Genomic DNA, 24,963 nt, shown 5'->3' on the forward strand with positions numbered 1-24,963 from the left:
TGCTTCCCGAGGTCACCGCACGCTTGGACGCTGGGGAAGGTGGCTGCCGGTCACCCTAGCGAATGTGCCTGCCCGAAATGGGCGTACTGTCAGGGCAGGAGCTGACTCTGGTTCCCCAATGATGGGATCCCATGTCGTCCGCTGTCGCCTACACCCGTGCTCCGCTGCTCTCGCTCGGTGTCCTCGCCGACTCCTCGATGGAGAACGAACGCCGGCTTCCCCTCCACCCGCATCACCTCGATCGGATCGACGCGGACGTGCGGGCTCGCATGATCGTGGAGCGCGGCTACGGGGCCGACTTCCAGCTCGAGCCCGGCTACGTGGAATCGCGTGTCGGCAGGGTCGCCGAGCGAGCCGAGGTCCTCGCATCCGCTGACGTGCTCCTGCTCCCCAAGCCGCAGGCTGCGGATGTGGCGGCGCTCGCACCAGGGAGGGTGCTCTGGGGGTGGCCGCACTGCGTCCAGGACCCCGAGGTGACGCAGCTCGCGATTGACAGGAAGCTGACGCTGATCGCGTTCGAGGCCATGAACCACTGGACGCCGCAGGGTGACATGAGCCTGCATGTCTTCCACAAGAACAATGAGCTCGCCGGCTACTGCTCCGTCATCCACGCGCTCAGCCTCATCGGGCTGACGGGCCTCTACGGCCCTCGCCTCAGGGCCGTGGTGATCGGCTTCGGTGCGACCGCTCGAGGCGCGGTGACGGCGCTCAACGCGCACGGCATCCACGACATCGAGGTGCTCACGCAGCGCGGCGCGGCGGCCGTGGGCTCCCCCATCCACAACGCGCACATCACGCAGCTCAACACGGATGACGGGCCGACGCACCTCAGTACCGTCAGCACCGAGCAGGGCGATTGGCTGCTCCCCGATTTCCTGGCCACCTACGACATCGTCGTCAACTGCACCTTCCAGGATGTCGCCGCACCGTTGACCTACCTCCTCACGGAGAACCTCGCACGGTTCTCGACGGGGAGCCTCATCATCGACGTCTCCTGCGACGAGGGCATGGGGTTCGAGTGGGCACGGCCCACGACGTTCGAGCAGCCGATGTTCACGGTCGGGCAGGGCGTCAACTACTACGCCGTCGACCACAGCCCGTCCTACCTGTGGAACTCCGCCACCTGGGACATCAGCGAGGCCCTGCTCCCGTTCCTCCGCCCCGTCCTCGAAGGCCCGGAGGCGTGGGCTGAGAGCGCGACGCTCACTCGCGCGATCGAGATCCGGGACGGCGTGATCCAGAACCCGAGCATTCTGAGCTTCCAAGGGCGCGATGCCGAGTACCCGCACCGCGTTGCCGCCGCCCAGGTGCCGCTCGCATCCTGACGGAGCATGCCCGGAGTGTTCATGACGCGAGGTCTGCGTCGTCACTCAGCAGGAAGCGAATCCCAGACTTCTCGCCATTTGGCGGCGAGGGTGTCGATCGTCTCGTGCGCGTTCAGCCCGCTGGGCTGAGGGACGACCCACAGGGCGACGTCCTCCGGCCAGCCCACGACAGTCCCCGTCTCCTGACGCCCGAGCTTCGATTTCGGCAGGCCGAACGCGGTGCGGAAAGCGGTGATCCCGGCGACGGCAACTGCCTCGGGCCGCATCTCGTGCACGCGCTCGATGACTCGCCGCCCACCGTCGCGCAGCTCAGAGGGCGCCAGCTCGTCGGCACGCGCCGTCGCTCGGCCCACAAGGTTCGTGAGCGCGATGCCCCGGCCGAGCAGCTGCTGCTCGTCTGGCACAGAGAGGCCCCGCGATGCGTCGACCGTGTGGTCGGTGAGGCCCGCCCGGTTCAGTGATGGCCAGAATCGGTTCCCGGGCCGCGCGAAGGGGGCATTGACCGCCGCCGTCCACAGTCCCGGGTTGACGCCAACGATGAGCAGCCGCACCGTCGCGAGGTCGACGGGGAGGATGTCGTCCATCGCGTGCTCATCCGGCGTCTGGAACTGTGCCAGCTCGGCGGTCACGGGCTTGCGCCCGCCGAGTGGGGACGCGCGACGCTCCCTGGCCGGGACGTGCGAGGAATCCGGCGGGTCGATCTCGACTCCAGCCCCATGAGGCGAAGCGGGGAACGACCGCTTCACGCCATCCGCGGCATCCGGAGTCACTGGGACTGGCATCCAGCGTCGACGACGTCACCGTGCGCAGAGACACCGATCGACAGATCCGTCATGCGACCTTCAACGGTGTGATCGCGGCGACCTTGTCGTGCAGAGCCCTGCGCTCGAGCCGCAACTCGTAGTTCGACTGCAGGTTCATCCAGAACTCCTCCGACGTCCCGAAGTACCGCGCCAGTCGGATCGCTGTGTCGGCGGTGATGCCGCGCTTGCCGTGCACGATCTCGTTGATCCGACGCGGAGGCACACCAATGGACACCGCGAGCTTGTTCTGCGTGATGCCGAACCCCTCGAGGAAGTCCTCCATCAGGATCTCCCCCGGGTGGATCGGCTCGATCGCATCCGCGTCAGTGATAGTCGATGAGCTCGACATCTTCCGCCCCTCCCTCTCTCCAGACGAAGCAGATACGCCACTGGGAGTTCACACGAATGCTGTGTTGACCACGTCGATGGCCACCCAGCTTCTCCAGGCGATTCCCCGGAGGGATCGTCAGATCTTCCGCATCTTTCGCCGCATGGATCAGCTCGAGCTTCCTCAGGGTTGCTCGTTGAACCGCCCGATCGACGCCCTTGACATACCGCTCCCGCCAGATGCGCTCGGTTTCCTTGCTCCCGAACGATCTGATCACGAGGTCAGCGTATAACGCAGAGCGTCAATAACGCTAGACGTTAAAGCGGAACTTCTTCCGCCTGCGGCACAGCTCGGATGACCTGCACCGCGAGCTCGACGGATACTCGGTCGAGGCCACGATGGAGCACCGGCGCGCTCCGCGGACGCGCTCGACGACCGCCGACGTGTAGCGCCGCGCGGCGGGCTCGCACAACTGGCGGGACGACCTCCGGAAGCGGTGCGACGCCGCCGCGGCGCAGGCGAGCAGTGTGGGCGACTACATGAACAGGCTTCAGGCGGTCGGCGTCGAGGTCCTCCGCTCGGGCGGGCGGATCGAGGAGGCGAGGGGTCCCGAATGGCATCGGAGCGCGCTTCCTCCAGGTCCACGGGGAACGCTTCGGCGCTTCCGTGCTCGCGGCGCTGCACGAGCGCGAGGCCAAGAAGCAGGCGGTCAGCGAAGCGTACGAGGAGATGAAGGAACACCACGACCGCACGGTCGAGCTGCGCGAGCAGGGGATGCGCGACGACAAGACCGCCTCGGACAAGGCCTTCAAGAATGCCAAGAAGCAGCACGAAGCCCTCAGGGAGGAGCTGAGCGCGAGCGAACAAGACTCGCCTGCGGACAAGGCGGCGAAGGCGAGGGAGAAGGCGCTCGAGGCGAGCGGCGGCCTCGCCGAGAAGGTCAAGGACAGGGAGGAGCTGTTCAAGAGGGATAGCTTCCGGCGCGGCGCGTACGAGCAGCAGGAGTCGCCAGAGCTCTGACCGAGTCCTAAAGACGCACACCACCGCCCACGAGGGCACGAGCACCCTGCTGCACCGTGCTCTGCTCGCGGAGCGACGGAGCGCTAGCCGAACGTACCGCGTAGCGCGAGCCCCGTGATCGCCTCGACGGCGCCGGCAACGGCGGCGCTGACACCCTCGATCCCGATCCGCTGCGCGACCGAGCTCAACTTCCCAGCTCTCTTGACGACCTCACCAGTGTCAGGCTCGTCGCCGTCTGCTTCCGCGCGGAGCTCCTGAAGAGCTTCGAGCAACTCGTTTCGCTGGTCAGAGTCTTCAACGACCTGCGCCTGGCTCTGGACCGCGCCCATGAGCTGAAGTGCGTCCTCCAGGGTCAGTCCTTGGGTCGTAGTCTTCGCCCTGTTGCCGATGGCGGTGGGGCCGCTCGCCGCGTGAATGGTGGTGTTGTACTGGGTCCCAATGTGCTGGCCCACGGCGGCGTCCACTGCTGCCTTGCCTGGCAGGCTGGTCAACGGAACGCCTGCCGTGAGGTCGGCGACTACCTCGATCAGTTGGGTTCGCACTTTGCCGAGCAGCCCGATGATCACCGAGCCCGACATCTCGAAGCTCATGTCGGTGATCTGCTGGAAGTCACTCTCGAGCTGCCCGTTCCACACGACCTTCGCGTAGGCGAGGCTGTCGTGCTGCAGCGTGAGCTGGTGTGTGCCGGCCAGAGATTCGAGCTCTTCCACGCTCTGTCCCAGCCTCAGATAATCCGGGATGCGCTCAGCAGCCTTAGCAGGCAAGTCGAAGCGACTAATGCGCTGTCCGGTCGCAAAGTTGTTGCCCGAGACATAGTTCATCTTGATCACGGGGACGGGCACGCGCCTGTAGCTCGGCACCTCGACCTCGGCACCGTAACCGTTCAGCTCGTTCCTCGCCCAGTCGCGCAGTGAGCTCGAGCCGGTCTGGGCGCCAAGCAAGAGGCACTTACGAAGCAGCCCTGCGAGCGACTCTGATTCATCCATCAGTTGGCCCCTCAGGGACGTAAGCACCGTGGTCGTCATGTCGTTCTCCTGGCATGGGGCGTGGTTGCGGTGAGACGTCCCCAGTATCTGCGGGAATCGGAGACGCACGCAGATCTGGCCATGAGTTCGAGGCTCATTCCACGCTCTCGAGTTCAGCCTCGCGCTCGTTCTCGAGACCCTCGACGATCCGCACGAGCTGCTCAGTCGCTTCCAGCAGCTCAGCATCGGAGACCGGAGCGTTCCTGTTGTTCTCGGGGTGGTGGATCGAGTTGCGGACAAAGACCGGGAGGGTTCGTTTGTCCGTCTGACGCTCATGGCGCGTCCAGTCCTTGGCCCGCGGCAGACCCTTCAGGAAGAGGAACTCGTCGATCGCCTTCTCGCTCGCGAACGCCCCGTCGCGGCCCAGCTCCATGTGCCACTGCACGCGACCGAAGAGCTCATTGTGGAAATCGTTGCTACAGATTCCGAACGCTCGATAGTTGATCTCGCCCCAGGTGGGCTCCCCCGCCCCGAAGAGGCCGAACTCGGTGTGCGCATTCACACGGCGGCTCGCCCCGGTGCCCGCCAGCACCGTGAGTCGGTGACTGCCCGCGTCGAACTTGCGGATCAGGTATGGCGAGTGCGTGACGATAAAGACCTGTTCGTGTTCTCCAATCTTGCTCAGGGCCTCCCCCAGTTTTAGTTGAGCATTGGGGTGCAGCCAGGTCTCGGGCTCATCAAGCATGAGCACCAGAGGCGCATGGCTCCCCGCGTCGAGGAGCGCCGATGAACGGGCGTAAAGCTGGATGAAGCCGAGCGCGATGGCTCGCTGCATCCCGGACCCCTTGCCGTCCACGGGGGTCTCGCCGGACCCGTCGTCCACGTGCAGTCGCCCCTGCTTCATGAACACGGTCGAGTCGGGAAGGCCGAAGTCGAATCGGTAGCTGGCCGCGCCGTATTGCTCGTCCACGAGCCCCTTGATCTTGCCTGCGAGCTCTTGCGCCTCGGTCAGGAAGGAACCCTCACCCTCCGAGGAGAACGCCGTCTCGTGAGCCGTCTTGAGAGCCTCCCACTGAGGTGTCGTGACGAATCGCTTGAAAGCCGAGTCGAGGAGGCGTCCAAGCGTCTTAGTATTCGCGAAATCGATGTGATCTCCAGGCTGCGCGTCGGCCCAGACTGCCTCGAAGTCGAACAGCGATTTCACGCTGGCGTCGATGCCCGTGACATTCTCGAACTGCTTTCGGTCGGGGTGCCAGAAGCAGACTGCCTTAACGTTCACTTGCTTCGGCTTGCCGCCCTGCTCGACCGTGCGCTCCTCACTGCTGCGATCGAGGCGCAGCACCTGCTGCCCGTCATCATCGAAAATGAAGTCCGCGAACCGCTTGAACTTATCCTGCGTCACGAGCTCTCCGAGGTCTCCAGTGATCTCGACCTCGACGCGAGTCGGCCCGGTCGCACCTGTGGAGTAGAACTTCTCGGGCGGATTCTTCGCTGCGGATGACCCCTCAAAGAGGAAGATCAGCGCCTCCATAACCGTGGACTTCCCGCTGTTATTGTCGCCTACGAAGTAGTTCACGCCTCGCCCCAGGTCGAACCGCTGCTTGCCGCGGAAACTCTTGACGTTCTCGACAGTGACGCTTCTGATGTACATGGATACCCCGCAGCCTCGGCCTCCTCGGTCTCGGAAGCTCCAATTGAGGCCGAGCGTACTGGCGCTGTGCATGCTCGTAAAGCAATAGATCTCCGCGAGTCGAATCCCCATATCGACCCGGACAAGTACCTTTCCACCTCAGAGACATCAGTCACGGAACACTCATACCTAGCCGCCCTAGGCGTCAGCGACGGTGTCCCGGGCTCGATGTCGCGGCTGCACTTGCCTAGTCGACGGAGGGCTCAAGGCCCTCGGGGAGGCGATCGAGGAGGCCCGTGTCGCCGTCCAGCTCCTGCACGTAGCCCTTGAAGCTAGGCCAGCGCCCCGCCTAGGCCTCCACGAACACCTCCACGCTCGGTCGGCCTTCCTCGTCGAGCTCTCGGAAGTGGCCGTGTTCGCCCAGGCCCGCAGCGGCGATCTGAGAGCCTGCTGGACGGACTCGATCAGCCTGGCCAATGGCGGCGCGAGCTGCGGCGAGATCTCGTCATCACCAGGATGTGCTCGTGTTCTAAGACCCGGAGATCGTTGTTCTGGCCCCGCGGCACCGTTTGCGTCTCGCGCGTCCGATCGTCGAGGACGGGTGGACGCTCGCTGCCACCGCCCGATTCTTCCGAGTATTCTGGCCCACCTCCAATCGCTGGGCTTCCCGATACATCGCGCTGGGTAAGGCCGCGATGCAGCAGCGGTCGTCTCGCTCGCATCGCTCACCAACGAGTGACATCTTGTCCACTCGTGAAGCGGATAATCGCGTTGCGGTGGTGTAAGCGGTCGAGTTCACCGGGCAGCTGCACGTTCCGGCATCGACCGTGCACCCGGCCCAGCCCGCCTGATTCGACTCCCGCATGTCGATGTCAGAACCAGGGAGCCATTCCGTAGCTTGGAATTGCCCTGACGCGATGATTCACGTCGAAGTGAAAAAGCTCGGCAGCATCCTCGACGGCGCGGCTAATGCTTCGTCGGGAGACGAAAAGTCGACCGAAACCGCGCCGCGACGTCGGGTACGCCCCGCAACGTCTACCGGAACCCGAAGCTCGAGACCGCGTTCGTGCAGACCGTCATCGATGACCACTCCAGGGTCGCGTCCGCGGTGCTCCACAACGACGAGAAGGCGGTCGCCGAGATCGGGGTGCTGCACCCAGGCGCTTCCTGGTTCCGGGACCGCGGAGTGATCGTCGAACGAGTTCCCTCCGACAGCTGCTCCGCCTACACGTCCCACGCCTTGGTGCGACGCCTGCCGCGACCTCGAAATCACGCCGAACAAGGCGCTCCCCTACCGGCCGCAAACGAACGGCAAGATCGAACGCTTCCACCGCACCCTCGCCGCAGGGTGGGCCTGCGCCCGCCATTACCCGAACTAAACCACGCGTCGCTCAGCACTCCCGACCTGGCTCCACGCCGCAATCAGGAAGACCACCCCCATCAGCAGATTGACCAACCCACCCGAGCAGTTCACATAGCGCAAGATTCTGATGAACGGTGGAGGATCAAATTTCGGGACACGCTGAGATCATGTAGCTATGGCCGCGAGAGAAGAGCGCACGGTGACTCTGTCAGCAGACAACTACAGCATGTGGATTCTCGACTGGAAGGCGAACCAGATTCGCATAGTTATGCAATCGGGTGAAGTTCACGTCGCTCCGATGGACTCTGGTATGCGTCGACCTAGCGATGAGATCGCGCGAACTTTCTTCGACTGGGACCGTTGGTGGCTGACCATAGAGACAGAGAAGGGCCATCTCGTGGTTTCCGAGGTTTGGAGCCCTGTTGGCGATCTTGTCAAGGGCCGGCCGTCCGTTTATCTCGACCAAAATCACTGGAGCACGATTGCTAAAACGGTGGTCAAGCCGGAGGCGGTTTCTGCACAGGATCGCGCCGCCGCACAACGACTCATCAAGCTCGGGCACGATGGTGGCATCAGACTCCCCCTCTCGTCAGCAACGCTGCAGGAGACAGCCGCCCTGTTCGGAGACAGGCGCTACGAAGTCGGCATCACGATTGCATCGCTTAGCGGAGGCTGGCAACTTCGCGACCCGCTCGAACTTCGTCGTCAAGAATTCGCCGCGTGGTTTGCCGAGCGTCTCTCCATAAATGCGAACGTTCCTGAGTCTGACCCAGTCACGCTGGAGCCAGGAAGCGTGTTCGGCGACCGCGTCGCCCCTGCGCCAGACATCGACCTAAGCGACAGCATGCGGAGGTTCATGGACGCCCTAACGTGGCCATCAGTTCTAGTCTCTATCTTGATCGACTCCGAATCCATCCCTAGCGTTCGACCCACGCGTTGGGCCGACAGTAACGGCGACATCTCGAAGCGTGTGGCCTCGCTGACAAAGCCACACCGATCGTCCGCAACTACGTTGGCTGCGATCCGGGACAACGAGGGCTTGATGTCGTCTGCGCTATCACTCATCGGCGCACCCTCGTTACTGGACAGTCGTCTCGGCCCACGGGATATCGCTGATGCGGTAGCTAATACTCGTTTCGGCGGCCTCTACACCGCCGTCATGGCCGAGCGGCATCGAGATCCGAACCGCCGATGGTGGCCCAATGATCTCAACGACATCATGTTCCTGACCTGCGCTGCAACATACTGTGACTATGTAGCTGCCGAACGGTCGACCGGTCGCCAGCTGATGCGACTGTTGGCGCGACGCAACGAACGGCTGAACGTCTACACGAGTCTTCCCGACCTGGTCGAAGCACTTGACCGTGACGACGTCCGTTCTGTGTCCGAAGGAAAAGACCGTCACTCCAAGACCGCGACGAACAACCCCTAAGTACGGGCATGAAAGTAACCGTGGGTTCAGGCAGAAACTAGCGGCTACGACGGCAACGCAACTGTGGCCCACGCCGCTCGGTCTAGACGTTGAAGCGGAACTCCACGACGTCGCCGTCCTGCATGACGTACTCCTTGCCCTCCATGCGGGCCTTGCCCTTGGCGCGAGCCTCAGCAGTGGAGCCGGTCTCGACAAGGTCCTCGAACGAGATGACCTCGGCCTTGATGAAGCCGCGCTCGAAGTCGGTGTGGATGACACCGGCCGCCGCTGGCGCCTTCCAGCCCTTGCGGATCGTCCACGCGCGCGACTCCTTGGGGCCCGCGGTGAGGTAGGTCTGCAGCCCGAGCGTGTCGAAGCCGATGCGGGCGAGCTGGCTGAGGCCCGACTCGTCCTGACCGAGCGACGCGAGGAGCTCGGCGGCTTCCTCGGGGTCGAGGTCGATGAGCTCGGACTCGGTCTGCGCGTCGAGGAAGATTGCCTTCGCCGGAGCGACCAGCGCCGCGAGCTCAGCCAGCTTCTCCTCGCTGCTCAGCGCGGCCTCGTCGATGTTGAAGACGAAGATCATGGGCTTGGCCGTCAGCAGGCCGAGCTCCTTGATGGGCTCGAGGTCGATCTTGGTGGCCGAGAGGAGCGTGCCCTCGTCGAGCGCCGCCTTCGCCTCGTTCGCCGCCTCGAGCACGGAGGAGTCAAGACGCTTCTGCTTGACCTCCTTCTCGAAGCGCGGGAGCGCCTTCTCGATGGTCTGCAGGTCGGCGAGGATCAGCTCGGTGTTGATCGTCTCCATGTCGCTCGCGGGCTCGACCTTGCCGTCGACGTGCACGACGTCGCCGTCCTCGAAGCCACGCACGACCTGGACGATCGCGTCCGCCTCGCGAATGTTCGCGAGGAACTGGTTGCCGAGCCCCTCGCCCTCGCTCGCGCCACGCACGATGCCCGCGATGTCGACGAACGACACGGCGGCGGGCAGGATGCGCTCAGAGCCGAAGATCTCGGCGAGCACCTTCAGCCGTGCATCGGGCAGCTCGACGACCCCCACGTTGGGCTCGATCGTGGCGAACGGGTAGTTCGCCGCGAGAACCTGGTTCTTCGTGAGTGCGTTGAAAAGGGTCGATTTGCCGACGTTGGGCAGGCCGACGATGCCAAGAGTAAGAGCCACGAGCACCTATCGTACTTGCCCACCGGATGCGCCACACCCGATTCGACCGGCGCCAGGTTCGTGCCACCATGAATGACGTGACCATCGACTTCACCGCGATCGACTTCGAGACCGCCAACGGCTCCCCCGCCTCAGCGTGCGCCGTCGGACTCGTCAAGGTGCGGGACGGTGCCGTCGTCGAGCGCGCGAGCTGGCTCATCCAGCCCCCGCAGCCCCACGACGCGTTCCTGCCCTTCAACGTCCAGCTGCACGGCATCAGCCGGGAGATGACGCGCAGTGCTCCGACCTGGGAGGAGCAGCTCCCCCGTCTCCTGGCCTTCGTCGGGGACGATGTGCTGGTCGCGCACAACGCCCGTTTCGACATCGGCGTGGCAGTCACGATCAGCCTTGCGACGAACACGACGCTCCCACCGCTCGCCTACTTCTGCTCGCTCCGACTCGCAAGACGCAGCTACGAGCTGCACTCCTACCGCCTCCCGGTGGCCGCGGAGGCGGCAGGGTTCACGACGCTCGTGCACCACGACCCCGTCTCCGATGCGGAAGCGAGCGCCGCCATCGTCGTCGACGTCTCGCGAAGGCTGGGCGCTGTGGAACTCGCCGACGTGGGCGCGTCGGCGGGCGTCGACATCGAGCGCATCGAGCTCAGCAGGGAGCGGGAACTCGCCGCGACACTCACCGCGGCGGCCACCTTCGCCTGAAATGTCGGAGGTACCTGCGAGGGTGGATGCATGGACCTTCTCCCGCTCGTCATCGGCCTCCTGCTCGGCCTCATCGTCGGATTCGCGATCGCCGCGATGCGAGGAGCGAACCAGCGCCAACAGCTGGCGACCGAGCTCGCGGGTGCCAGCGCACGCGCCCTCGCAGCGAGCGAGGCACGCTCCACCGCCGAGCAGCATCTCGAGGAGGTGCTCGCACGGGAACGCTCGCAGCTCGAGGCGCGCCGCACGAAGGACGTCGGCGAACAGCAGGTGCTCACGGCGCTCGCCCCGGTGAACAAGCAGCTCGAGCTCATGCGCCGCGCCGTCGCCGCCATCGAGGAGCAGCGCCTGCAGCAGCACGGCGAGCTCAGCGAGCAGCTCCGCAACCAGCACGAAGCAGACGAGCGCCTGCGGGCGACAACCGACTCGCTCGCCTCCGCGCTGCAGTCCAACCAGGCACGAGGCGTGTGGGGCGAGGCCCAGCTTCGCAACATCGTCGAGGCCTCCGGAATGATCGAGCGCGTCGACTTCGACACGCAGGTCACGCTCACCGGGGAGCAGGGCGCGGGCCGCCCGGACATGATCGTGCACCTGCCAGGGGGCAAGCACCTCGTCATCGACGCGAAGGCCCCGATGGCGAAGTATCTCGCCGCGAGCCAGCTCAGCGAACTCGGCGACCAGGAAGAGACCGCACGCCGGCGCAGCCTCATGAGCGACCACGCGAAGGCCCTTCGCTCACACGTCACCGCCCTCGCCGCGCGCGGCTACCCGAGCGCGGTGCCCGGATCCCCCGAACTGGTCATCGCGTTCGTTCCCAGCGAGTCGGCGCTCTCGGCCGCAGTCGCCTCCGACCCGTCGCTCCTGGAAGACGCGATCCACCGCGGAGTCGCGGTCACGTCTCCCGTCTCGCTCTGGGCCACCCTCCGCGCCATCGCCTACGCCTGGCAGCAGGACGTGCTCGAAGACCAGGCCCACGCGATCTTCGAACTCAGCACCCAGCTCCACACGCGTCTCGGCACGCTGGCCACGCACATCGACAAGCTCGGCCGGTCGCTGGCTGGTGCCACCACCAGCTACAACGCGTTCCTGGGCTCCCTCGAGACGCGAGTCCTCCCCACCGCTCGAAAGCTGGACGCCCTCAACATCGGCTCCCCCATCAGCACGCCGCGCCCCGTCGAGGAGCAGCTCCGCGGGCTCACCGCGCCCGAACTCACCGAGCATCGAGAAACGCAGCCCGAGCTCACGGAGTACTGACCCCGACCCCTCGAACGGGCGAACTCCCGGAAGAACCGCACGCGAACGGCTCCTCAACGACAGACGCTGCCAGCCCGATGCCGCGACGGTGAACGCCGGGAACATCAGACTGGCAGCGCTTTGGCGGCAGCTCCGGAAGAACTGCGTCAGCTGCCGAAGGAGATCAGAGCCACTTGTCCGCGAGGTGCTCGGCCGTCACACGACGCACGGTGCCGGAACGGGACCGGAGCACCACCGAGTCCGTGAAGATGCGGTTGCCGGACCGGCGAACCCCGGCGCACAGTCCACCGTCAGTCACACCCGTCGCCACGAAGTACGTGTTCTCGGTGCGGACCAGGTCGTCCTGCGTGAGCACTGCGTCGAGGTCGTGCCCGGCAGCGATCGCCCGCTCGCGCTCCTCGGCGTTGCGCGGGTACCAGCGTCCCTGCAGCACGCCGCCGAGCGCCTTGATCGCGCACGCCGTGATGATGCCCTCAGGAGTGCCGCCGATGCCGACGCACATGTCGATGCGACCAGTGCCGCGCGCAGCATTGATGCCACCGGCGACGTCGCCGTCGAGCATGAGCTGCGTGCCGGCACCCGCCGCGCGGATCTCGTTGATGAGCTCCTCATGACGCGGACGGTCGAGCACGGCGATGACCATGTCCTCGACCGGCTTGTTCTTCGCCTTGGAGAGGGCGCGGATGTTCTCGGCGATCGGGCGAGCCAGGTCGATGACGCCGACGCCCTCGGGACCCGTGACGATCTTCTCCATGTAGAAGAGGTCCTTCGGGTTGTACATCGAGCCGCGGTCGGCCACGGCGATGACGCTCAGCGCATTCTGCCGGCCAGCGGCCGTGAGGCTCGTTCCATCGATCGGGTCGACGGCGATATCGCAGTCGGGGCCCTGCCCGTTGCCGACCTGCTCGCCGTTGAAGAGCATCGGGGCTTCGTCCTTCTCGCCCTCGCCGATGACGACGACGCCGGCGAAATCGACGGTCGAGAGGAACTTGCGCATGGCGTCGACGGCCGCACCGTCGGCGGCGTTCTTGTCACCTCGCCCGATGAACGGCGTGGCCCGAATGGCCGCAGCCTCGGTCGCACGCACCAACTCCATAGCGAGGTTGCGGTCGGGGTTCGCGAAGAGCTGCCCGTGCTCCGGAGTTGAAGTGGCGGAAGATGAGGTCACAAGGGTCCCTTTCGCTGGCGTTATGGACGTTCTCGCCGAGCAATCACACGACACCATTGCTCCGCGCCATCCGGTTCTCAACCCTAGTACGCGCGCTCGGAGAAAGTCGGCGGCCCTGGCTAGACTTCAGTCGTAAGTTCCAAGCGCTGAAGGAGCACATATGCCCATCGCAACACCGGACCAGTACGCCGAGATGCTGAACCGAGCCAAGGAAGGCGGCTTCGCGTACCCAGCGATCAACGTCTCCAGCTCGTCGACGATCAACTCCGTCCTCCAGGGTCTCACCGAAGCCGGCTCAGACGGCATCCTCCAGGTCACCACGGGCGGTGCCGACTACTTCGCCGGCCAGTCCGTCAAGGCTCGAGCCTCCGGTGCCCTCGCCATGGCCGCATTCGCGCACGAGGTCGCGAAGAACTACCCGATCACGGTCGCGCTGCACACCGACCACTGCCCGAAGGACGCGCTCGACGGCTTCGTCTACCCGCTCCTCGAGGCATCCGCTGACCAGATCAAGCGCGGCGGCGAGCCGATCTTCCAGTCGCACATGTGGGACGGCTCCGCAGTGCCGCTCACGGAGAACCTCGAGATCGCGTCGAAGATCCTGAAGCTCACGCAGGCCAACAACCAGATCCTCGAAGTCGAGATCGGCGTCGTCGGCGGCGAGGAAGACGGTGTCGCGCACGAGATCAACGAGCACCTCTACACGACGCTCGACGACGCCATCGCGACCGTCGAGGCGCTGGGCCTCGGCGACCGCGGCCGCTACATGGCCGCGCTCACCTTCGGCAACGTGCACGGCGTCTACAAGCCGGGCAACGTCAAGCTGCGCCCCGAGCTCCTCGCGGAGATCCAGGCAGGCCTCGCAGCCAAGTACGGCACCGGTGCCAAGCCGCTCGACCTCGTCTTCCACGGCGGATCGGGATCGACCGACGAGGAGATCGCCGAGGCGGTCCGCAACGGCGTCATCAAGATGAACATCGACACCGACACGCAGTACGCGTTCAGCCGCTCCGTCGCCGACACCGTCCTGAAGAACTACGACGGCTTCCTCAAGATCGACGGCGAAGTGGGCAACAAGAAGGTCTACGACCCCCGCTCGTGGGGCAAGAAGGCCGAGACCGCCATGGCGGCTCGCATCATCGAGGCCACCAAGCAGCTCGGCTCGTTCGGTCACTCGGCCGCGTGAGCGTGACGCCGGGATCCGAGCCGCAGGACTCGGTGCAGGAGGTAAAGCGGAAGAACGACCGCTTCCTCGGCATCGGGTTCCTCGTGCTCGGCCTCGTCGCCACAGTCCTGAACATGACGACGTTCACGGAGAACTCGTTGGCGGGCCAGATGGCCCTGCTCTACGAGGACTTCGGGATCAGCGGCTACGTGCGACCTGAGGGTCTCGGCTCCCTGTCCACCACCGCTGTCCTGGTACTGCCGGCGATCTACGCCCTCACGCTGTACCTGACGCTCGTCCGCTGGAAGGCCGGCAAGCGGGCCATGTGGATCCCGATCATCGGCGCCGTCGTCACCCTCATCACGATCTTCGGCTTCACGATCGCCGCAATCCTGATGCACGGTGAACTGCTCGAGGCCATCTCGAGCGGTGCCCTGCCGATGCCGACGCCAACCTCCACGTAGGACGTTGCGACAGCAGTCCCGCTGACGTCGCCACGTGCCTGCCCGGGCGAGCCACCTGGCCACCCGGGCAGGCTGGGTTCTCCACAGCACTGAAGCATCGGCCGCCGCACGCGATATCCTCGATCTCGCCTGCGGCGGCCGATTCTCTGCGCCCAGCAGCACGCTCCCTCCGCGACCGCAGCGGGAGACATCAGATTCGAGAAGAGGCACGTGGTCGTCATCCAGCCCCCGAAGTCAACGCCGGATGCGCCGTGGCCCGTCAGCGTCGTCTCAGAGCTCGTCCGCGACTGGATCGCACGGCTCGGGTCGGTCTGGATCGAGGGAGAGCTCACCGGCTGGAGCATCCGCGGTGGGCACGCCTACGGGAAGATCAAGGACCTCGACGCGGACGCAACCCTGTCCGTGACCGCTTGGCGCAGTGTCGTGCAGCGCCTCGACGGCGAGTTCAAGCAGGGCGACCGCGTCATCGCCAGCATCAAGCCCGACTTCTGGGTCAAGGGCGGAACGCTGTCGATGCAGGTCTCTGACCTCCGGCACGTTGGGCTCGGCGACCTCCTCGAACGGCTCGAGCGACTCCGCAAGCAGCTGGCCGCAGAAGGCCTCTTCGCCGACGAACGCAAGAAGCCCCTCCCCTTCCTGCCGGGCACCATCGGTCTCATCACTGGCCGCGAGTCCGACGCGGAGAAGGACGTGCGCCGCAACTCCGAGCTCCGCTGGCCAGCGGTGCAGTTCCGCACCATCCACACCCCCGTGCAGGGCGAGCGCACGGTTGCCGAGGTCTCGGCCGCGCTCCGCGAGCTCGACGCCGACCCCGAGGTCGACGTCATCATCGTCGCTCGCGGCGGCGGCGACTTCCAGCATCTGCTGCCGTTCAGCGACGAGAGCCTCGTGCGCCTCGTCGCGACGCTCTCCACGCCCGTCGTCAGCGCCATCGGCCACGAGGCGGACCGTCCGATCCTCGACGACGTCGCCGACCTGCGCGCCTCCACCCCGACAGACGCCGCCAAGCGCGTCGTACCGGACGTCGCGGAGGAGCTCGCCGGCGTCCAGCAGGCCAGAGCCCGCATCCTGCAGCGCATCGTCGACCGTGTGCGCAGCGAGTCCAACGCCCTCGAGTCGCTCGTCTCACGGCCAGCGCTCGCCAACCCATCGTGGATCATCGACCAGCGCGGCGAGGAGCTCATGCGCGCCTCCCAGCGTGGCGAAGAGCTCATCACTCGGCGAATCGACCGAGAGCATGACCGGCTCGAGTCGCTGGCGAGGCACCTGCGTGGCCTCTCGCCGCAGGGCACTCTCGAGCGCGGGTACTCCATCGTCGAACGCGTCGACGGTGATGCGAAGTCACTCGTCACCGGATGGCAGGACGCACCCGCGTCGACCGAGCTCCGCATCCGCACGGCCGATGGCCGCATCTCAGCCTCGTCGCTCGGCGGCGAGGCCATCATCACACCAGGCGCCCCGGACGGCGCAACGGAGGCGAACGTAGAATGACGACCATGCAGGAACAGACCGACATCGCCGAGCTCAGCTACGAGCAGGCACGCGACGAGCTCATCTCGGTCGTGAGCCAGCTCGAGCAGGGCAGCGCCTCCCTCGAGGCGTCGCTCAAGCTCTGGGAGCGCGGCGAGCAGCTCGCCGCGCACTGCGAGTCCTGGCTCCTCGGCGCCAGGAAGCGCCTCGAGGCGGCACGTCGACGCGACGACGAAGCTCTGGACGAGGCCTGATGGCCAAGCAGAAGCAGCCACCGGTCGTCGCGGAGCTCGGACGACCGGAAACCCCGGAGGAGACGTTCGCGCGCAAGGCCGAGTCTTCGCGGCTGTACCGGAAGCGCAAGACGATCAACAACCTCGTCTACTCGCTCCTGGTGTCGCTCGGCCTCGTGCTGTTCATCGTGGCGATCGTGCCGCGCAACGACACTCCCGTGACCTTCGACGTCGATTTCGCGTCAGAGGCGCAGAGCGCGCAGGGCGACTTCGCCGCCCCGCTGGTCGTGCCCCAGGTTCCGGCGGACTGGACGGCGAACGAAGCCGAGATCCGCACGAGCGCCGACGGCGTCAGCGAGTGGTACATCGGCTTCCTGGTCGGGCCGCAGGGCGCCCCCACCGAGTACGTCGGGGTCAGCCAGGGCATCGGCGTCAACCCGACCTGGCTGCTGGACGCGACACGCGAGCGCACTCCGACGGGCACCGTGCAGGTCGGTGGCCTCGACTGGATCGAATACGACGCGACCGACCTCAGCCCGGAGGACGCAGGCAACCGGGCCTACATGCTCGTCCACGAGCAGGACGGCCAGGCCTACCTCGTCTATGGCAACAACTCCCCCGAGACGGTCACGAAGCTGGCAGAGCTGGTCGCGGCCGACCTCGGCTGAGGCCAGGACTCGGTAGGCTGGCTCGGACAGAGATCGGCTACCTGGAAAGGTCACACAACGTGGTGGAAAATCAAGACGAGTACCGCATCGAGCACGACACGATGGGCGAGGTCCGCGTTCCCAAGAACGCCCTCTACGCCGCGCAGACGCAGCGCGCAGTCGAGAACTTCCCCATCTCCGGTGCAGGTCTCGAGCCGGGCCAGATCATCGCCCTCGCGCGCATCAAGCGCGCCGCCGCGATCGTGAACGCGAAGCTCGGAATCATCGAGCAGCCGGTGTCCGACGCGATCGTCGAGGCCGCTGAGCAGATCATCGGCGGCAAGCACCTCGACCAGTTCCCGGTCGACGTCTACCAGACCGGGTCCGGCACCTCCTCGAACATGAACATCAACGAGGTCCTCGCAACGCTCGCGACGCGCGGCCTCGGCGGCCCCGTCCACCCCAACGACCACGTCAACGCGTCGCAGTCGTCGAACGACGTCTTCCCGACCTCCGTGCACGTCGCCGTGACAGACGCACTCCTCAACAACCTCATCCCGGGGCTCACGCACCTCGCCGAGGCCCTGGATCGCAAGGCGCAGCAGTGGGCATCCACCGTCAAGGCCGGGCGCACGCACCTCATGGACGCCACCCCGGTCACGCTGGGACAGGAGTTCGCGGGTTACGCCCGTCAGATCCGCCTCGGCATCGAGCGCGTGCAGTCCACCATCTCGCGCGTCGCAGAGGTCCCCCTCGGCGGCACCGCGACCGGCACCGGCATCAACACGCCGGCTGGCTTCTCGCAGCAGGTCATCGCCGAGCTCGCCGACAACGCGAAGCTTCCCCTCACCGAGGCCCTTGACCACTTCGAGGCTCAGGGCGCACGCGACGGCCTCGTCGAGGCCTCCGGCGCGCTGCGCACCATCGCCGTGAGCCTCATCAAGATCAACAACGACCTCCGCTGGATGGGCTCCGGCCCGAACACGGGACTCGGCGAGATCCAGATCCCCGACCTGCAGCCTGGCTCCTCGATCATGCCTGGCAAGGTGAACCCGGTCGTCCCGGAGGCCGTGCTCATGGTCGCCTCGCGCGTCATCGGCAACGATGCTGCCATCGTCTTCGGCGGAGCGTCCGGCTCGTTCGAGCTCAACGTGCAGATCCCGGTCATGGGAACCGCGCTCCTCGAGTCGATTCGCCTCCTCTCCAACGGCGTGCGCGTGCTCGCCGACAAGACCGTCGACGGCCTCGTCGCGAACGAGGAGCGTGCCCGGGCGCTCGCCGAGTCGTCGCCCTCGATCGTGACGCCGCTCAACCGCATCATCGGGTACGAGGCGGCAGCCAAGATCGCGAAGTACTCGGTTGCCAACAAGGTCACGGTGCGTCAATCCGTGATCGACCTCGGCTACGTCGAACGCGGCGACATCACGGAAGAGCAGCTCGACGAGAAGCTCGACGTGCTCAGCATGACCACGCCCAACCTGTAGGCGAAGAGCCGACAGCAGAAGGCCCGCCGGGGCAACCCGGCGGGCCTTCTGCGTGCCCAGAGGCCCGCGCCTCGCGGGCCCGTGCATCACCCGAACGGCACGGCAAGCCAGACGGCGGGAATCCAGTACCCGGCGAGCAGCGCCGGCCCGAAGGCGATGCTACGACGGCGGTCTCGGGTCCGTGCCAGGACGATGACGCTCTGCACTCCCCCGATGAGGATCGCCAGCACGCCGAGGAGTGCGGCGAGCGAGGGCTCGACGAGCGCCGCCGCCCAGCTGAGCACGGCTCCGAGCTTCACATCGCCCATGCCCAGTCCGCCGGTGAGCGCCAGGACGAACAGGACGGCCCCTGCCGAGGCGCCGGTGACGAGGGCGGGGAGATCCGGCGTTCCGTGCAGCGCCCAGTCGGCGAGCCAGGCGAAGAAGACCCCGATCGCCCCGAGCGCGACGAGGCGATTCGGCAGCCGGTGCTCGCGAGCATCCACCGCCACGAGTCGCGGAGTGACCGCTGCGACCGCGAGCGACGCCGGCAGGAGCTCCGGGTGCTGCGGGAAGGCCGAGGTCACGCCCACCACGAGCAGCGCCCCGACGCACAGCGCCTCCCCGACGCGCGACCACCGTGACCGCGGGGCCGGACCCTGCGCGGCCGAAGCACTGCGCAGGGGATCCGGCCCCATCACAGTAAGGGGGTCGGCCTGCGCTCGTTCTGCCATGCCCGGACACTAGTCAGCTCTCGAGCCTCCCGCAGAAGTTCCCCACAGGCCAGGTCGACGAGGCCCGACTCGGTGCAGCGCAACCGAGCCGGACCCGCGTCCCCATCACACCTCGTAGTCTCCGAGCAGCTCCGTGACGAGCGCCGCGATGTCGCTGCGCTCGGACCGCGTGAGCGTCATGTGGGCGAAGAGCTTGTGCCCCTTCAACGTCTCGATGACCGATGCCACCCCATCGTGCCGGCCGACGCGCAGATTGTCCCGCTGCGCCACATCGTGGGTGAGCACCACGCGAGAGTTCTTGCCGATCCGAGAGAGCATCGTGAGCAGCACGTTCCGCTCGAGCGACTGCGCCTCGTCGACGATCACGAACGCATCGTGCAGCGAGCGGCCCCGGATGTGCGTCAGGGGCAGGATCTCGAGCATCCCCCGGTCCATGACCTCGTCGATGACGTTCTCCGACACGATCGCCGACAGGGCGTCGTAGACCGCCTGGCCCCACGGGTTCATCTTCTCGCCTTGATCGCCGGGCAGGAAGCCGAGCTCCTGCCCGCCGACGGCGAAGAGCGGCCGGAAGACCATGATCTTGCGGTGCAGCCCGCGCTCGAGCACCGACTCGAGCCCTGCAGCCAGGGCGAGGGCACTCTTCCCAGTGCCCGCGCGCCCGCCGAGGGAGACGATGCCGATCGACGGATCGAGCAGCAGGTCGATGGCGAGCCGCTGCTCTGCAGATCGCCCGTGCACGCCGAACACATCCAGGTCTCCGCGGACGAGTCGGACGGCGCCCTTCCCCGACACGCGTCCGAGTGCTGATCCGCGGTCCGAGTGGATCACGAGGCTCGTGTTGATGGGCAGCTCGTCGACGGTGGCGGTCGTGACCGTCTCGTCCGTGTACAGCGTGTCCAGCTCGTCTGCGCCGAGGGATATCTCGGCGACCCCCGTGTAACCGGTGTCGCGGGCCAGCTCAGCTCGGTACTCCTCAGCAGCCAGGCCGATCGCCGAGGCTTTCACGCGCATCGGGAGGTCCTTGGACACCACCGTCACGGCGAGGCCTTCACCAGCGAGGTTCTGCGCGACGGCCAGGATGCGCGTGTCGTTGTCCCCCAGCTGCATTCCGCTGGGGAGGACGCTCATGTTCGAGTGGTTGAGCTCGACGCGCAGCGTGCCGCCTGCCTCCCCGATGGCGATGGGGAAATCGAGGCGCTCATGCTTGATGCGCAGCTCGTCGAGGAACCTGAGCGCCTGGCGGGCGAAGTACCCGATCTCCGGGTCGTGGCGCTTCTTCTCCAGTTCCGTGATCACGACCACGGGGATGACGACCGCGTGTTCCGCGAAGCGGAAGAGGGCCCTCGGATCGCTGAGCAGCACCGACGTGTCGAGCACGTAGGTGCGGGTCGAGATGGACGAGTCGGGAACCGCGGCATGCACGGCGCCCCCTTCCTCGTTCTCGAGGTGGTCGGTGTTGCGCTGTGCGGGTATCACGGCAGTTCCGCTCCTTCGCCAAGCTCTCGCTCGTCGCTGGGTTACGTTCCGACCACAGGGGCACTCGGTAGGGGGAAACGAACTTCGGGAACCTGTGGCCGTTTCGATCAGGCACCGTACCTGATGGCATTAACGTACGACGGCGGGGACCACGCCACGCGCAGGTGAAAGTTAAATTTTGTGTCGTGTCTGGGAGCGTCGCGACTACTGGCCGTAGCGTCGCTGGCGGGACGCGAAGTCGCGCAGCGCGCGGAGGAAATCGACCTCGCGCAGGTCGGGTCCCAGGGCCTCGACGAAGTAGAACTCTGAGTGCGCAGACTGCCACAGCATGAAGTCGCTGAGCCGCTGCTCACCGGAGGTGCGGATGACCAGGTCGGGGTCCGGCTGGCCGCCCGTGTAGAGGTGCTCGGCGATGAGGTCAGGCGTGAGGATGTCGGCGAGAGCCGCGACGTCGCCACCATCTGCCGCGTGGGCGCGCACGATCCTGCGCATCGCGTCGACGATCTCGCTGCGGCCTCCGTACCCCACTGCGAGGTTCACGTGCATGCCTCGCCGCTGCGCCGTGTCGCGTTGCAGACGCTCGAGGGTCGCCCCGAGTCCGGAAGGGAGGTGCTCGGGAGATCCGGCGTGGTGCACCCGCCAGCGTGCGTTGTCGGCGATCTGCATCGCGAGCTTCTCGATGATGTCGATGAGCGCGTCGAGCTCTTCGCTGCTGCGGTTCTTGAGGTTGTCGTTCGACAGGAGGTAGAGGGTCACGACCTGGACGCCTTCACGGTCGCACCAGGCGAGGAACTCCATCATCTTGGCGGCCCCCGCTGCATGCCCCTGGGCCGCATCCCGCAACCCGAGCTGCCTGGCCCAACGCCGGTTGCCGTCGATGATCATCGCGACGTGCTTCGGCTTGGGACGACCGTGCAGAGATCGGCGCAGTCGCCTCGTGTACAGCCCGTACAGGAAGCTCCGCAGGCTCGTGGGAATCATCGACATGGTTCGAACAACGTACCGGACCACGGGTCAGATGCACGTGCACGGGGCCGCGTAGAGTGCGAGGGTGGCTTCAGAACATCACGCGGATTCGGAACTCGACTCGGGCCAGGAGCCCACCGTGCACTTGCCCCTGCTCGAAGCCGAATCAGGCGCGAGCGTCGCCGAGGCGAAGCCGTCGTGGCGCGGCTGGGTGCACGCCGGCACGCTTCCCGTCTCGATCGCGGCGGGGATCGTGCTCATCGTGCTCGCCGAGGGCACGACGGCGAAGCTGGCCTGCACGCTCTACGCGATCTGCTCCTGGCTGCTCTTCGGCATCTCTGCGCTCTACCACCGCTTCAACTGGAGCGAGAAGACGCGTGTCGCCCTCAAGCGGTTCGATCACGCGAACATCTTCCTGCTCATCTCTGGGACCTACGCGCCCATAGCGCTGGTCGCGCTGCCGCCGGAGAAGGGGTGGCCGCTGTTCGCGATCGTGTGGGGCGCAGCGCTGCTTGGCATCTGCTTCCGCGTGTTCTGGATCGGCGCCCCGCGGTGGCTGTACGTCGCCCTGTACATCGCGCTTGGCTGGGCTGCCGTCGCCTACCTCGGCGACATCGCCGCTGTGAACGTGGCCACTGTGGTGCTCATCGTCGTCGGCGGCCTGTTCTACACGGCTGGAGCCGTCTTCTACGCGCTCAAGCGCCCCAACCTCTGGCCGGGGCACTTCGGCTTCCACGAGCTCTTCCACGTGTTCACGGTGCTGGCGTTCCTCAGCCAGTGGACTGGCATCCTGCTGCTCTGCATCGACCCGCCGGTCTTCGCCTAGGGCTTGGCCGCCGGAGGTTCGTGGTCGGGTTCGCGACCCTCAGTCGCCGCCTGCCCCTCGGGCTCCTGGCCGAGCTGAGGGCTCTCGGTGCCCTCGGCCGCCGCACCCTCTTTCGCTGCCATCTCGGCCTGCAGCTGTTCGCGGATACGAGCCCTCGCCTGCACCCGGCTCGTGCGGCGGATGAGGTCCATCACCAGGAGGCCGGTCGCGACGGCGACGAAGATGAAGACGAAGAAGCCGAGCGGGCCCGGCGTCACGTCGTCCGGGTTGAAGGGCAGCTCCTCCCCTGGTGTCGGCGCCGTCGCCGCAAGCGACAGCACCCAGGACTGGGCGGAGGCGAGCAGCATCACTCGGAGGCCTCCGCAGCGCCCTGCTTGTCGTCGTTGCGTTCGTCGACGCCGGAGAACAGGTCAGTCTCTGGCGTCGGGGCATCCACTCGGGAGTCGACGAGCTCGAAGTCGTCGTACGGGTACGCCGCGGCCTCGATGTCGCGCGGAATCGCGAAGAACCCGCTGTCAGGTGCCACCTGGCTCGCATGCGAGCGGAGCGCCGAGTCGCGGGCGTCGAAGAACTCGTCGATCTGGATCTGCGTGGTCACGTTGCTCGGCTTGTCTCGCATCCAGGCGAGCATCTGCTCGAGGCGCTCGAGCAGCGGCGACTCCGGGTCGAGCGCCTTGATGTGCTGCAGGAGGCTGTCCGCACGCTTCCCGTTCATGGTGCGGTCGTAGTACAGCTTCGAGATGCGCCACGGCGAGCCGAGCTCAGGATGCGTCGCGAGGCCCGACTCCCGCCACACGCGCATCGAGATGTCGTGGGTGCGGATGTGGTCGGGATGCGGGTAGCCGCCGTTCTCGTCGTACGTGACGAGCACGTGCGGCCGGAACTCCCGGACCAGGCGCAGCAGTGGACGTGCGGAGATGTCGAGGGGGATGCTCGCGAAGGAGTTCAGCGGCAGCGATCCGTCCTCCGAGGCCATGCCGGAATCGACGTACCCGAGCCAACGGTGCTCGACGCCGAGGAACTCCTGGGCGGCAGCCATCTCGACGCGCCGGAGTCCCGCCAGGTCGCGCTGGGCGTGCGAGACGGACTCGAGACCCGGGTTGAGGATGTCGCCGGCCTCGCCTCCGGTGCAGCTCACCACCATGACCTCGGCGCCCTTCGCACGGTACGCGGCGTATGTCGCGGCGCCCTTGCTGGACTCGTCGTCGGGATGGGCGTGGACCGCCATCAGTCGAAGTGTCACTGGTCTCCTCGTGGAACGTTAACCTAGACAGAGAGCCTATCTCGCGCGGCCCGCACTTTCTGGCCGCGCCCGCCCTCAGCCGAGAGGAATCCACGTGTCAGCTGAACGCGAGACCCGCGCCGACACCGCCGCCACGTCAGCTGACCTCGTCGACCGCTACGGCACACGCGCACCCCGCTCGGAGAAGAAGCCGGAGCGCTGGATCTGGATGGTCGTCGGCATCTTCGTCATCGCCGTCGTCGCCTTCTGGGCGACGACCACGGTGGGCCCCGTGTCCTCTTCCGCGATCCGAGCCGACACCGTGCGCTTCTCCATCGTCGACGACGCGAACGTGAGCTTCGACTACCGAATCACCGCCCCTGCCGGAACCGAGGCGACCTGCGCGATCGAGATCCGCGACGAACAGCAGGCGGTCGTCGGCTGGGACATCGTCGACGTCCCGGCGACCGACGGGGCCTCGCAGGTCCTCAACGCGCAGGTGCGCACCACGAAGGCCGGGACAACGGCTTTGGTGAAGGAATGCTGGTTGCCGTAGAATGGCACCAGAGGCCCTGACTCGCGTCAGGGCTTTGGTCGTATCCGGCTGCACAAGGAGTTCCAGCATGGCTAACCCATCGGTGACCTGGCTCACCCAGGAGACGTATGACCGCCTCAAGGCGGAGCTCGACGAGCTCGCTGTGAACGGTCGCGAAGAGATCGCCAAGCGCATCGAAGAGGCGCGCGAAGACGGCGACCTCAAGGAGAACGCCGGCTACCACGCGGCGAAGGACGAGCAGGGCAAGATCGAGGCCCGCATCAACCAGCTCGAGACGATGCTGAAGAACTCCGAGGTCCGCGAAGCGCCAGAAGCATCCGGCATCGTCGAGACGGGCACCGTCGTGACGGCGAAGATCGGCGGCAAGGAGCAGAAGTTCCTCCTCGGCAGCCGCGAGATGGCTTCGCAGACCCAGTTGCGCGTCTACTCGGGCGAGAGCCCGCTCGGAGCCTCGATCCTTGGCCTCGCGATCGGCGCATCCACGAGCTACGAGGCGCCGAACGGCAACTCCATCGACGTCGAGATCACCGAGGTCGAGACCTTCCACCCGTAGCCGTCCGACGCGGCCACGCACTCGGACACACACGAAGAGGACC

26 protein-coding genes and 1 pseudogene are annotated in these 24,963 nt (G+C 66.3%); 15 read left to right on the plus strand and 12 right to left on the minus strand.

What is annotated here, in order from left to right:
* Positions 1-131: 131 nt before the first annotated feature.
* Positions 132-1,325 (plus strand): N(5)-(carboxyethyl)ornithine synthase, encoded by a 1,194-nt coding sequence (locus tag ITJ67_RS13765; protein ID WP_194678020.1) that lies wholly within the window; start codon positions 132-134, stop codon positions 1,323-1,325.
* 41 nt (positions 1,326-1,366) lie between these two features.
* Here the strand turns inward: ITJ67_RS13765 and ITJ67_RS13770 are convergent, their stop codons facing one another.
* From ITJ67_RS13770 to ITJ67_RS13780, 3 genes are read right to left on the minus strand one after another with little or no spacing between them, the layout of a single operon-like run.
* Positions 1,367-2,107, minus strand: coding sequence for a mismatch-specific DNA-glycosylase (locus ITJ67_RS13770; RefSeq protein ID WP_194678021.1), 741 nt, complete (start codon positions 2,105-2,107; stop codon positions 1,367-1,369).
* A 49-nt stretch (positions 2,108-2,156) separates the two neighbouring features.
* Complete coding sequence (locus ITJ67_RS13775) at positions 2,157-2,477, minus strand: HigA family addiction module antitoxin (RefSeq protein WP_194678022.1); 321 nt, start codon at positions 2,475-2,477, stop codon at positions 2,157-2,159.
* Complete coding sequence (locus ITJ67_RS13780) at positions 2,452-2,733, minus strand: type II toxin-antitoxin system RelE/ParE family toxin (RefSeq protein WP_160072387.1); 282 nt, start codon at positions 2,731-2,733, stop codon at positions 2,452-2,454. The genes ITJ67_RS13775 and ITJ67_RS13780 overlap by 26 nt, the downstream gene beginning before the upstream one ends.
* Before the next feature lie 389 nt (positions 2,734-3,122).
* On the opposite strand from ITJ67_RS13780, the gene ITJ67_RS13785 reads away from it, so the two are divergent.
* The gene (locus ITJ67_RS13785; protein ID WP_194678023.1) at positions 3,123-3,476 is read left to right on the plus strand and encodes a hypothetical protein; all 354 of its coding nucleotides are present in this window, start codon (positions 3,123-3,125) and stop codon (positions 3,474-3,476) included.
* Positions 3,477-3,559: 83 nt separating this feature from the next.
* On the opposite strand, the gene ITJ67_RS13790 is transcribed toward ITJ67_RS13785, so the two are convergent.
* Both ITJ67_RS13790 and ITJ67_RS13795 read right to left on the minus strand, forming a co-directional pair.
* Positions 3,560-4,501, minus strand: a complete 942-nt coding sequence (locus ITJ67_RS13790; RefSeq protein ID WP_194678024.1) for a hypothetical protein — start codon at positions 4,499-4,501, stop codon at positions 3,560-3,562.
* Between the two features lie 94 nt (positions 4,502-4,595).
* On the minus strand, positions 4,596-6,092 hold the full coding sequence (locus ITJ67_RS13795; protein ID WP_194678025.1) for an ATP-dependent nuclease: 1,497 nt from the start codon (positions 6,090-6,092) through the stop codon (positions 4,596-4,598).
* Positions 6,093-6,613: 521 nt separating this feature from the next.
* Here ITJ67_RS13795 and ITJ67_RS20460 point away from each other — a divergent pair.
* Positions 6,614-7,549, plus strand: a pseudogene (locus ITJ67_RS20460) (IS481 family transposase).
* A 60-nt stretch (positions 7,550-7,609) separates the two neighbouring features.
* Positions 7,610-8,866, plus strand: coding sequence for a hypothetical protein (locus tag ITJ67_RS13805; RefSeq protein WP_194678026.1), 1,257 nt, complete (start codon positions 7,610-7,612; stop codon positions 8,864-8,866).
* Positions 8,867-8,948: 82 nt separating this feature from the next.
* Here the strand turns inward: ITJ67_RS13805 and ychF are convergent, their stop codons facing one another.
* Positions 8,949-10,022, minus strand: a complete 1,074-nt coding sequence (gene ychF / locus ITJ67_RS13810; RefSeq protein WP_104242123.1) for a redox-regulated ATPase YchF — start codon at positions 10,020-10,022, stop codon at positions 8,949-8,951.
* A gap of 68 nt (positions 10,023-10,090) precedes the next feature.
* On the opposite strand from ychF, the gene ITJ67_RS13815 reads away from it, so the two are divergent.
* Both ITJ67_RS13815 and ITJ67_RS13820 read left to right on the plus strand, forming a co-directional pair.
* Positions 10,091-10,720 (plus strand): 3'-5' exonuclease, encoded by a 630-nt coding sequence (locus ITJ67_RS13815; RefSeq protein ID WP_228502886.1) that lies wholly within the window; start codon positions 10,091-10,093, stop codon positions 10,718-10,720.
* A gap of 30 nt (positions 10,721-10,750) precedes the next feature.
* Positions 10,751-11,974, plus strand: a complete 1,224-nt coding sequence (locus ITJ67_RS13820) for a DNA recombination protein RmuC (RefSeq protein WP_194678027.1) — start codon at positions 10,751-10,753, stop codon at positions 11,972-11,974.
* A 163-nt stretch (positions 11,975-12,137) separates the two neighbouring features.
* Here the strand turns inward: ITJ67_RS13820 and glpX are convergent, their stop codons facing one another.
* Complete coding sequence (gene glpX / locus ITJ67_RS13825) at positions 12,138-13,070, minus strand: class II fructose-bisphosphatase (protein ID WP_228502914.1); 933 nt, start codon at positions 13,068-13,070, stop codon at positions 12,138-12,140.
* Positions 13,071-13,302: 232 nt separating this feature from the next.
* On the opposite strand from glpX, the gene fbaA reads away from it, so the two are divergent.
* From fbaA to ITJ67_RS13855, 6 genes are all read left to right on the plus strand, one after another.
* Complete coding sequence (gene fbaA, locus ITJ67_RS13830; RefSeq protein WP_104241631.1) at positions 13,303-14,328, plus strand: class II fructose-bisphosphate aldolase; 1,026 nt, start codon at positions 13,303-13,305, stop codon at positions 14,326-14,328.
* Complete coding sequence (locus ITJ67_RS13835; protein ID WP_146081981.1) at positions 14,325-14,771, plus strand: DUF6264 family protein; 447 nt, start codon at positions 14,325-14,327, stop codon at positions 14,769-14,771. Before fbaA ends, ITJ67_RS13835 begins: the two co-directional genes overlap by 4 nt.
* A gap of 210 nt (positions 14,772-14,981) precedes the next feature.
* Positions 14,982-16,262: an exodeoxyribonuclease VII large subunit gene (xseA, locus tag ITJ67_RS13840; protein WP_258063774.1), complete on the plus strand. Its 1,281-nt coding sequence runs from the start codon at positions 14,982-14,984 to the stop codon at positions 16,260-16,262.
* Positions 16,259-16,495 carry an exodeoxyribonuclease VII small subunit gene (locus ITJ67_RS13845; protein ID WP_104241634.1) on the plus strand — a complete coding sequence of 79 codons (237 nt, stop codon included), beginning with the start codon at positions 16,259-16,261 and terminating at the stop codon, positions 16,493-16,495. The genes xseA and ITJ67_RS13845 overlap by 4 nt, the downstream gene beginning before the upstream one ends.
* On the plus strand, positions 16,495-17,142 hold the full coding sequence (locus ITJ67_RS13850) for a DUF4245 family protein (protein ID WP_160072395.1): 648 nt from the start codon (positions 16,495-16,497) through the stop codon (positions 17,140-17,142). The genes ITJ67_RS13845 and ITJ67_RS13850 overlap by 1 nt, the downstream gene beginning before the upstream one ends.
* Positions 17,143-17,201: 59 nt before the next feature.
* Positions 17,202-18,605, plus strand: coding sequence for a class II fumarate hydratase (locus ITJ67_RS13855; RefSeq protein WP_416362327.1), 1,404 nt, complete (start codon positions 17,202-17,204; stop codon positions 18,603-18,605).
* Positions 18,606-18,691: 86 nt separating this feature from the next.
* Here the strand turns inward: ITJ67_RS13855 and ITJ67_RS13860 are convergent, their stop codons facing one another.
* From ITJ67_RS13860 to ITJ67_RS13870, 3 genes are all read right to left on the minus strand, one after another.
* Complete coding sequence (locus ITJ67_RS13860) at positions 18,692-19,318, minus strand: A24 family peptidase (RefSeq protein WP_194678028.1); 627 nt, start codon at positions 19,316-19,318, stop codon at positions 18,692-18,694.
* 105 nt (positions 19,319-19,423) lie between these two features.
* Positions 19,424-20,743 carry a PhoH family protein gene (locus ITJ67_RS13865; protein ID WP_236558560.1) on the minus strand — a complete coding sequence of 440 codons (1,320 nt, stop codon included), beginning with the start codon at positions 20,741-20,743 and terminating at the stop codon, positions 19,424-19,426.
* A gap of 258 nt (positions 20,744-21,001) precedes the next feature.
* Entirely contained in the window at positions 21,002-21,778 is a 777-nt protein-coding gene (locus tag ITJ67_RS13870) for an isoprenyl transferase (RefSeq protein ID WP_374953192.1), read from the minus strand.
* A 70-nt stretch (positions 21,779-21,848) separates the two neighbouring features.
* On the opposite strand from ITJ67_RS13870, the gene trhA reads away from it, so the two are divergent.
* Positions 21,849-22,589: a PAQR family membrane homeostasis protein TrhA gene (gene trhA, locus ITJ67_RS13875; protein ID WP_323741467.1), complete on the plus strand. Its 741-nt coding sequence runs from the start codon at positions 21,849-21,851 to the stop codon at positions 22,587-22,589.
* On the opposite strand, the gene ITJ67_RS13880 is transcribed toward trhA, so the two are convergent.
* Both ITJ67_RS13880 and mca read right to left on the minus strand, forming a co-directional pair.
* Positions 22,586-22,939 carry a hypothetical protein gene (locus ITJ67_RS13880; protein WP_416362328.1) on the minus strand — a complete coding sequence of 118 codons (354 nt, stop codon included), beginning with the start codon at positions 22,937-22,939 and terminating at the stop codon, positions 22,586-22,588. The two genes, trhA and ITJ67_RS13880, sit on opposite strands and share 4 nt — an antisense overlap.
* Positions 22,936-23,832 (minus strand): mycothiol conjugate amidase Mca, encoded by an 897-nt coding sequence (gene mca, locus ITJ67_RS13885; protein WP_258068455.1) that lies wholly within the window; start codon positions 23,830-23,832, stop codon positions 22,936-22,938. Before mca ends, ITJ67_RS13880 begins: the two co-directional genes overlap by 4 nt.
* A gap of 94 nt (positions 23,833-23,926) precedes the next feature.
* On the opposite strand from mca, the gene ITJ67_RS13890 reads away from it, so the two are divergent.
* Positions 23,927-24,367, plus strand: a complete 441-nt coding sequence (locus tag ITJ67_RS13890) for a DUF4307 domain-containing protein (protein ID WP_194678030.1) — start codon at positions 23,927-23,929, stop codon at positions 24,365-24,367.
* Between the two features lie 67 nt (positions 24,368-24,434).
* Positions 24,435-24,920 (plus strand): transcription elongation factor GreA, encoded by a 486-nt coding sequence (greA, locus tag ITJ67_RS13895; protein ID WP_104241642.1) that lies wholly within the window; start codon positions 24,435-24,437, stop codon positions 24,918-24,920.
* Positions 24,921-24,963: the final 43 nt, after the last annotated feature.

The organism is Pseudoclavibacter sp. VKM Ac-2867 (assembly GCF_015351275.1).
Taxonomy (GTDB): domain Bacteria; phylum Actinomycetota; class Actinomycetes; order Actinomycetales; family Microbacteriaceae; genus Pseudoclavibacter.

What these genes read in the sequence shown, in the direction of transcription:
- ITJ67_RS13765 (WP_194678020.1), top strand. Translation starts at nt 132, where the DNA reads ATGTCGTCCGCTGTCGCCTACACCCGTGCTCCGCTGCTCTCGCTCGGT.
- ITJ67_RS13770 (WP_194678021.1), bottom strand. Translation starts at nt 2,107, where the DNA reads ATGCCAGTCCCAGTGACTCCGGATGCCGCGGATGGCGTGAAGCGGTCG.
- ITJ67_RS13775 (WP_194678022.1), bottom strand. Translation starts at nt 2,477, where the DNA reads ATGTCGAGCTCATCGACTATCACTGACGCGGATGCGATCGAGCCGATC.
- ITJ67_RS13790 (WP_194678024.1), bottom strand. Translation starts at nt 4,501, where the DNA reads ATGACGACCACGGTGCTTACGTCCCTGAGGGGCCAACTGATGGATGAA.
- ITJ67_RS13795 (WP_194678025.1), bottom strand. Translation starts at nt 6,092, where the DNA reads ATGTACATCAGAAGCGTCACTGTCGAGAACGTCAAGAGTTTCCGCGGC.
- ITJ67_RS13805 (WP_194678026.1), top strand. Translation starts at nt 7,610, where the DNA reads ATGGCCGCGAGAGAAGAGCGCACGGTGACTCTGTCAGCAGACAACTAC.
- ITJ67_RS13815 (WP_228502886.1), top strand. Translation starts at nt 10,091, where the DNA reads ATGAATGACGTGACCATCGACTTCACCGCGATCGACTTCGAGACCGCC.
- ITJ67_RS13820 (WP_194678027.1), top strand. Translation starts at nt 10,751, where the DNA reads ATGGACCTTCTCCCGCTCGTCATCGGCCTCCTGCTCGGCCTCATCGTC.
- glpX (WP_228502914.1), bottom strand. Translation starts at nt 13,070, where the DNA reads ATGGAGTTGGTGCGTGCGACCGAGGCTGCGGCCATTCGGGCCACGCCG.
- fbaA (WP_104241631.1), top strand. Translation starts at nt 13,303, where the DNA reads ATGCCCATCGCAACACCGGACCAGTACGCCGAGATGCTGAACCGAGCC.
- ITJ67_RS13845 (WP_104241634.1), top strand. Translation starts at nt 16,259, where the DNA reads ATGACGACCATGCAGGAACAGACCGACATCGCCGAGCTCAGCTACGAG.
- ITJ67_RS13850 (WP_160072395.1), top strand. Translation starts at nt 16,495, where the DNA reads ATGGCCAAGCAGAAGCAGCCACCGGTCGTCGCGGAGCTCGGACGACCG.
- ITJ67_RS13860 (WP_194678028.1), bottom strand. Translation starts at nt 19,318, where the DNA reads ATGGCAGAACGAGCGCAGGCCGACCCCCTTACTGTGATGGGGCCGGAT.
- ITJ67_RS13870 (WP_374953192.1), bottom strand. Translation starts at nt 21,778, where the DNA reads ATGATTCCCACGAGCCTGCGGAGCTTCCTGTACGGGCTGTACACGAGG.
- greA (WP_104241642.1), top strand. Translation starts at nt 24,435, where the DNA reads ATGGCTAACCCATCGGTGACCTGGCTCACCCAGGAGACGTATGACCGC.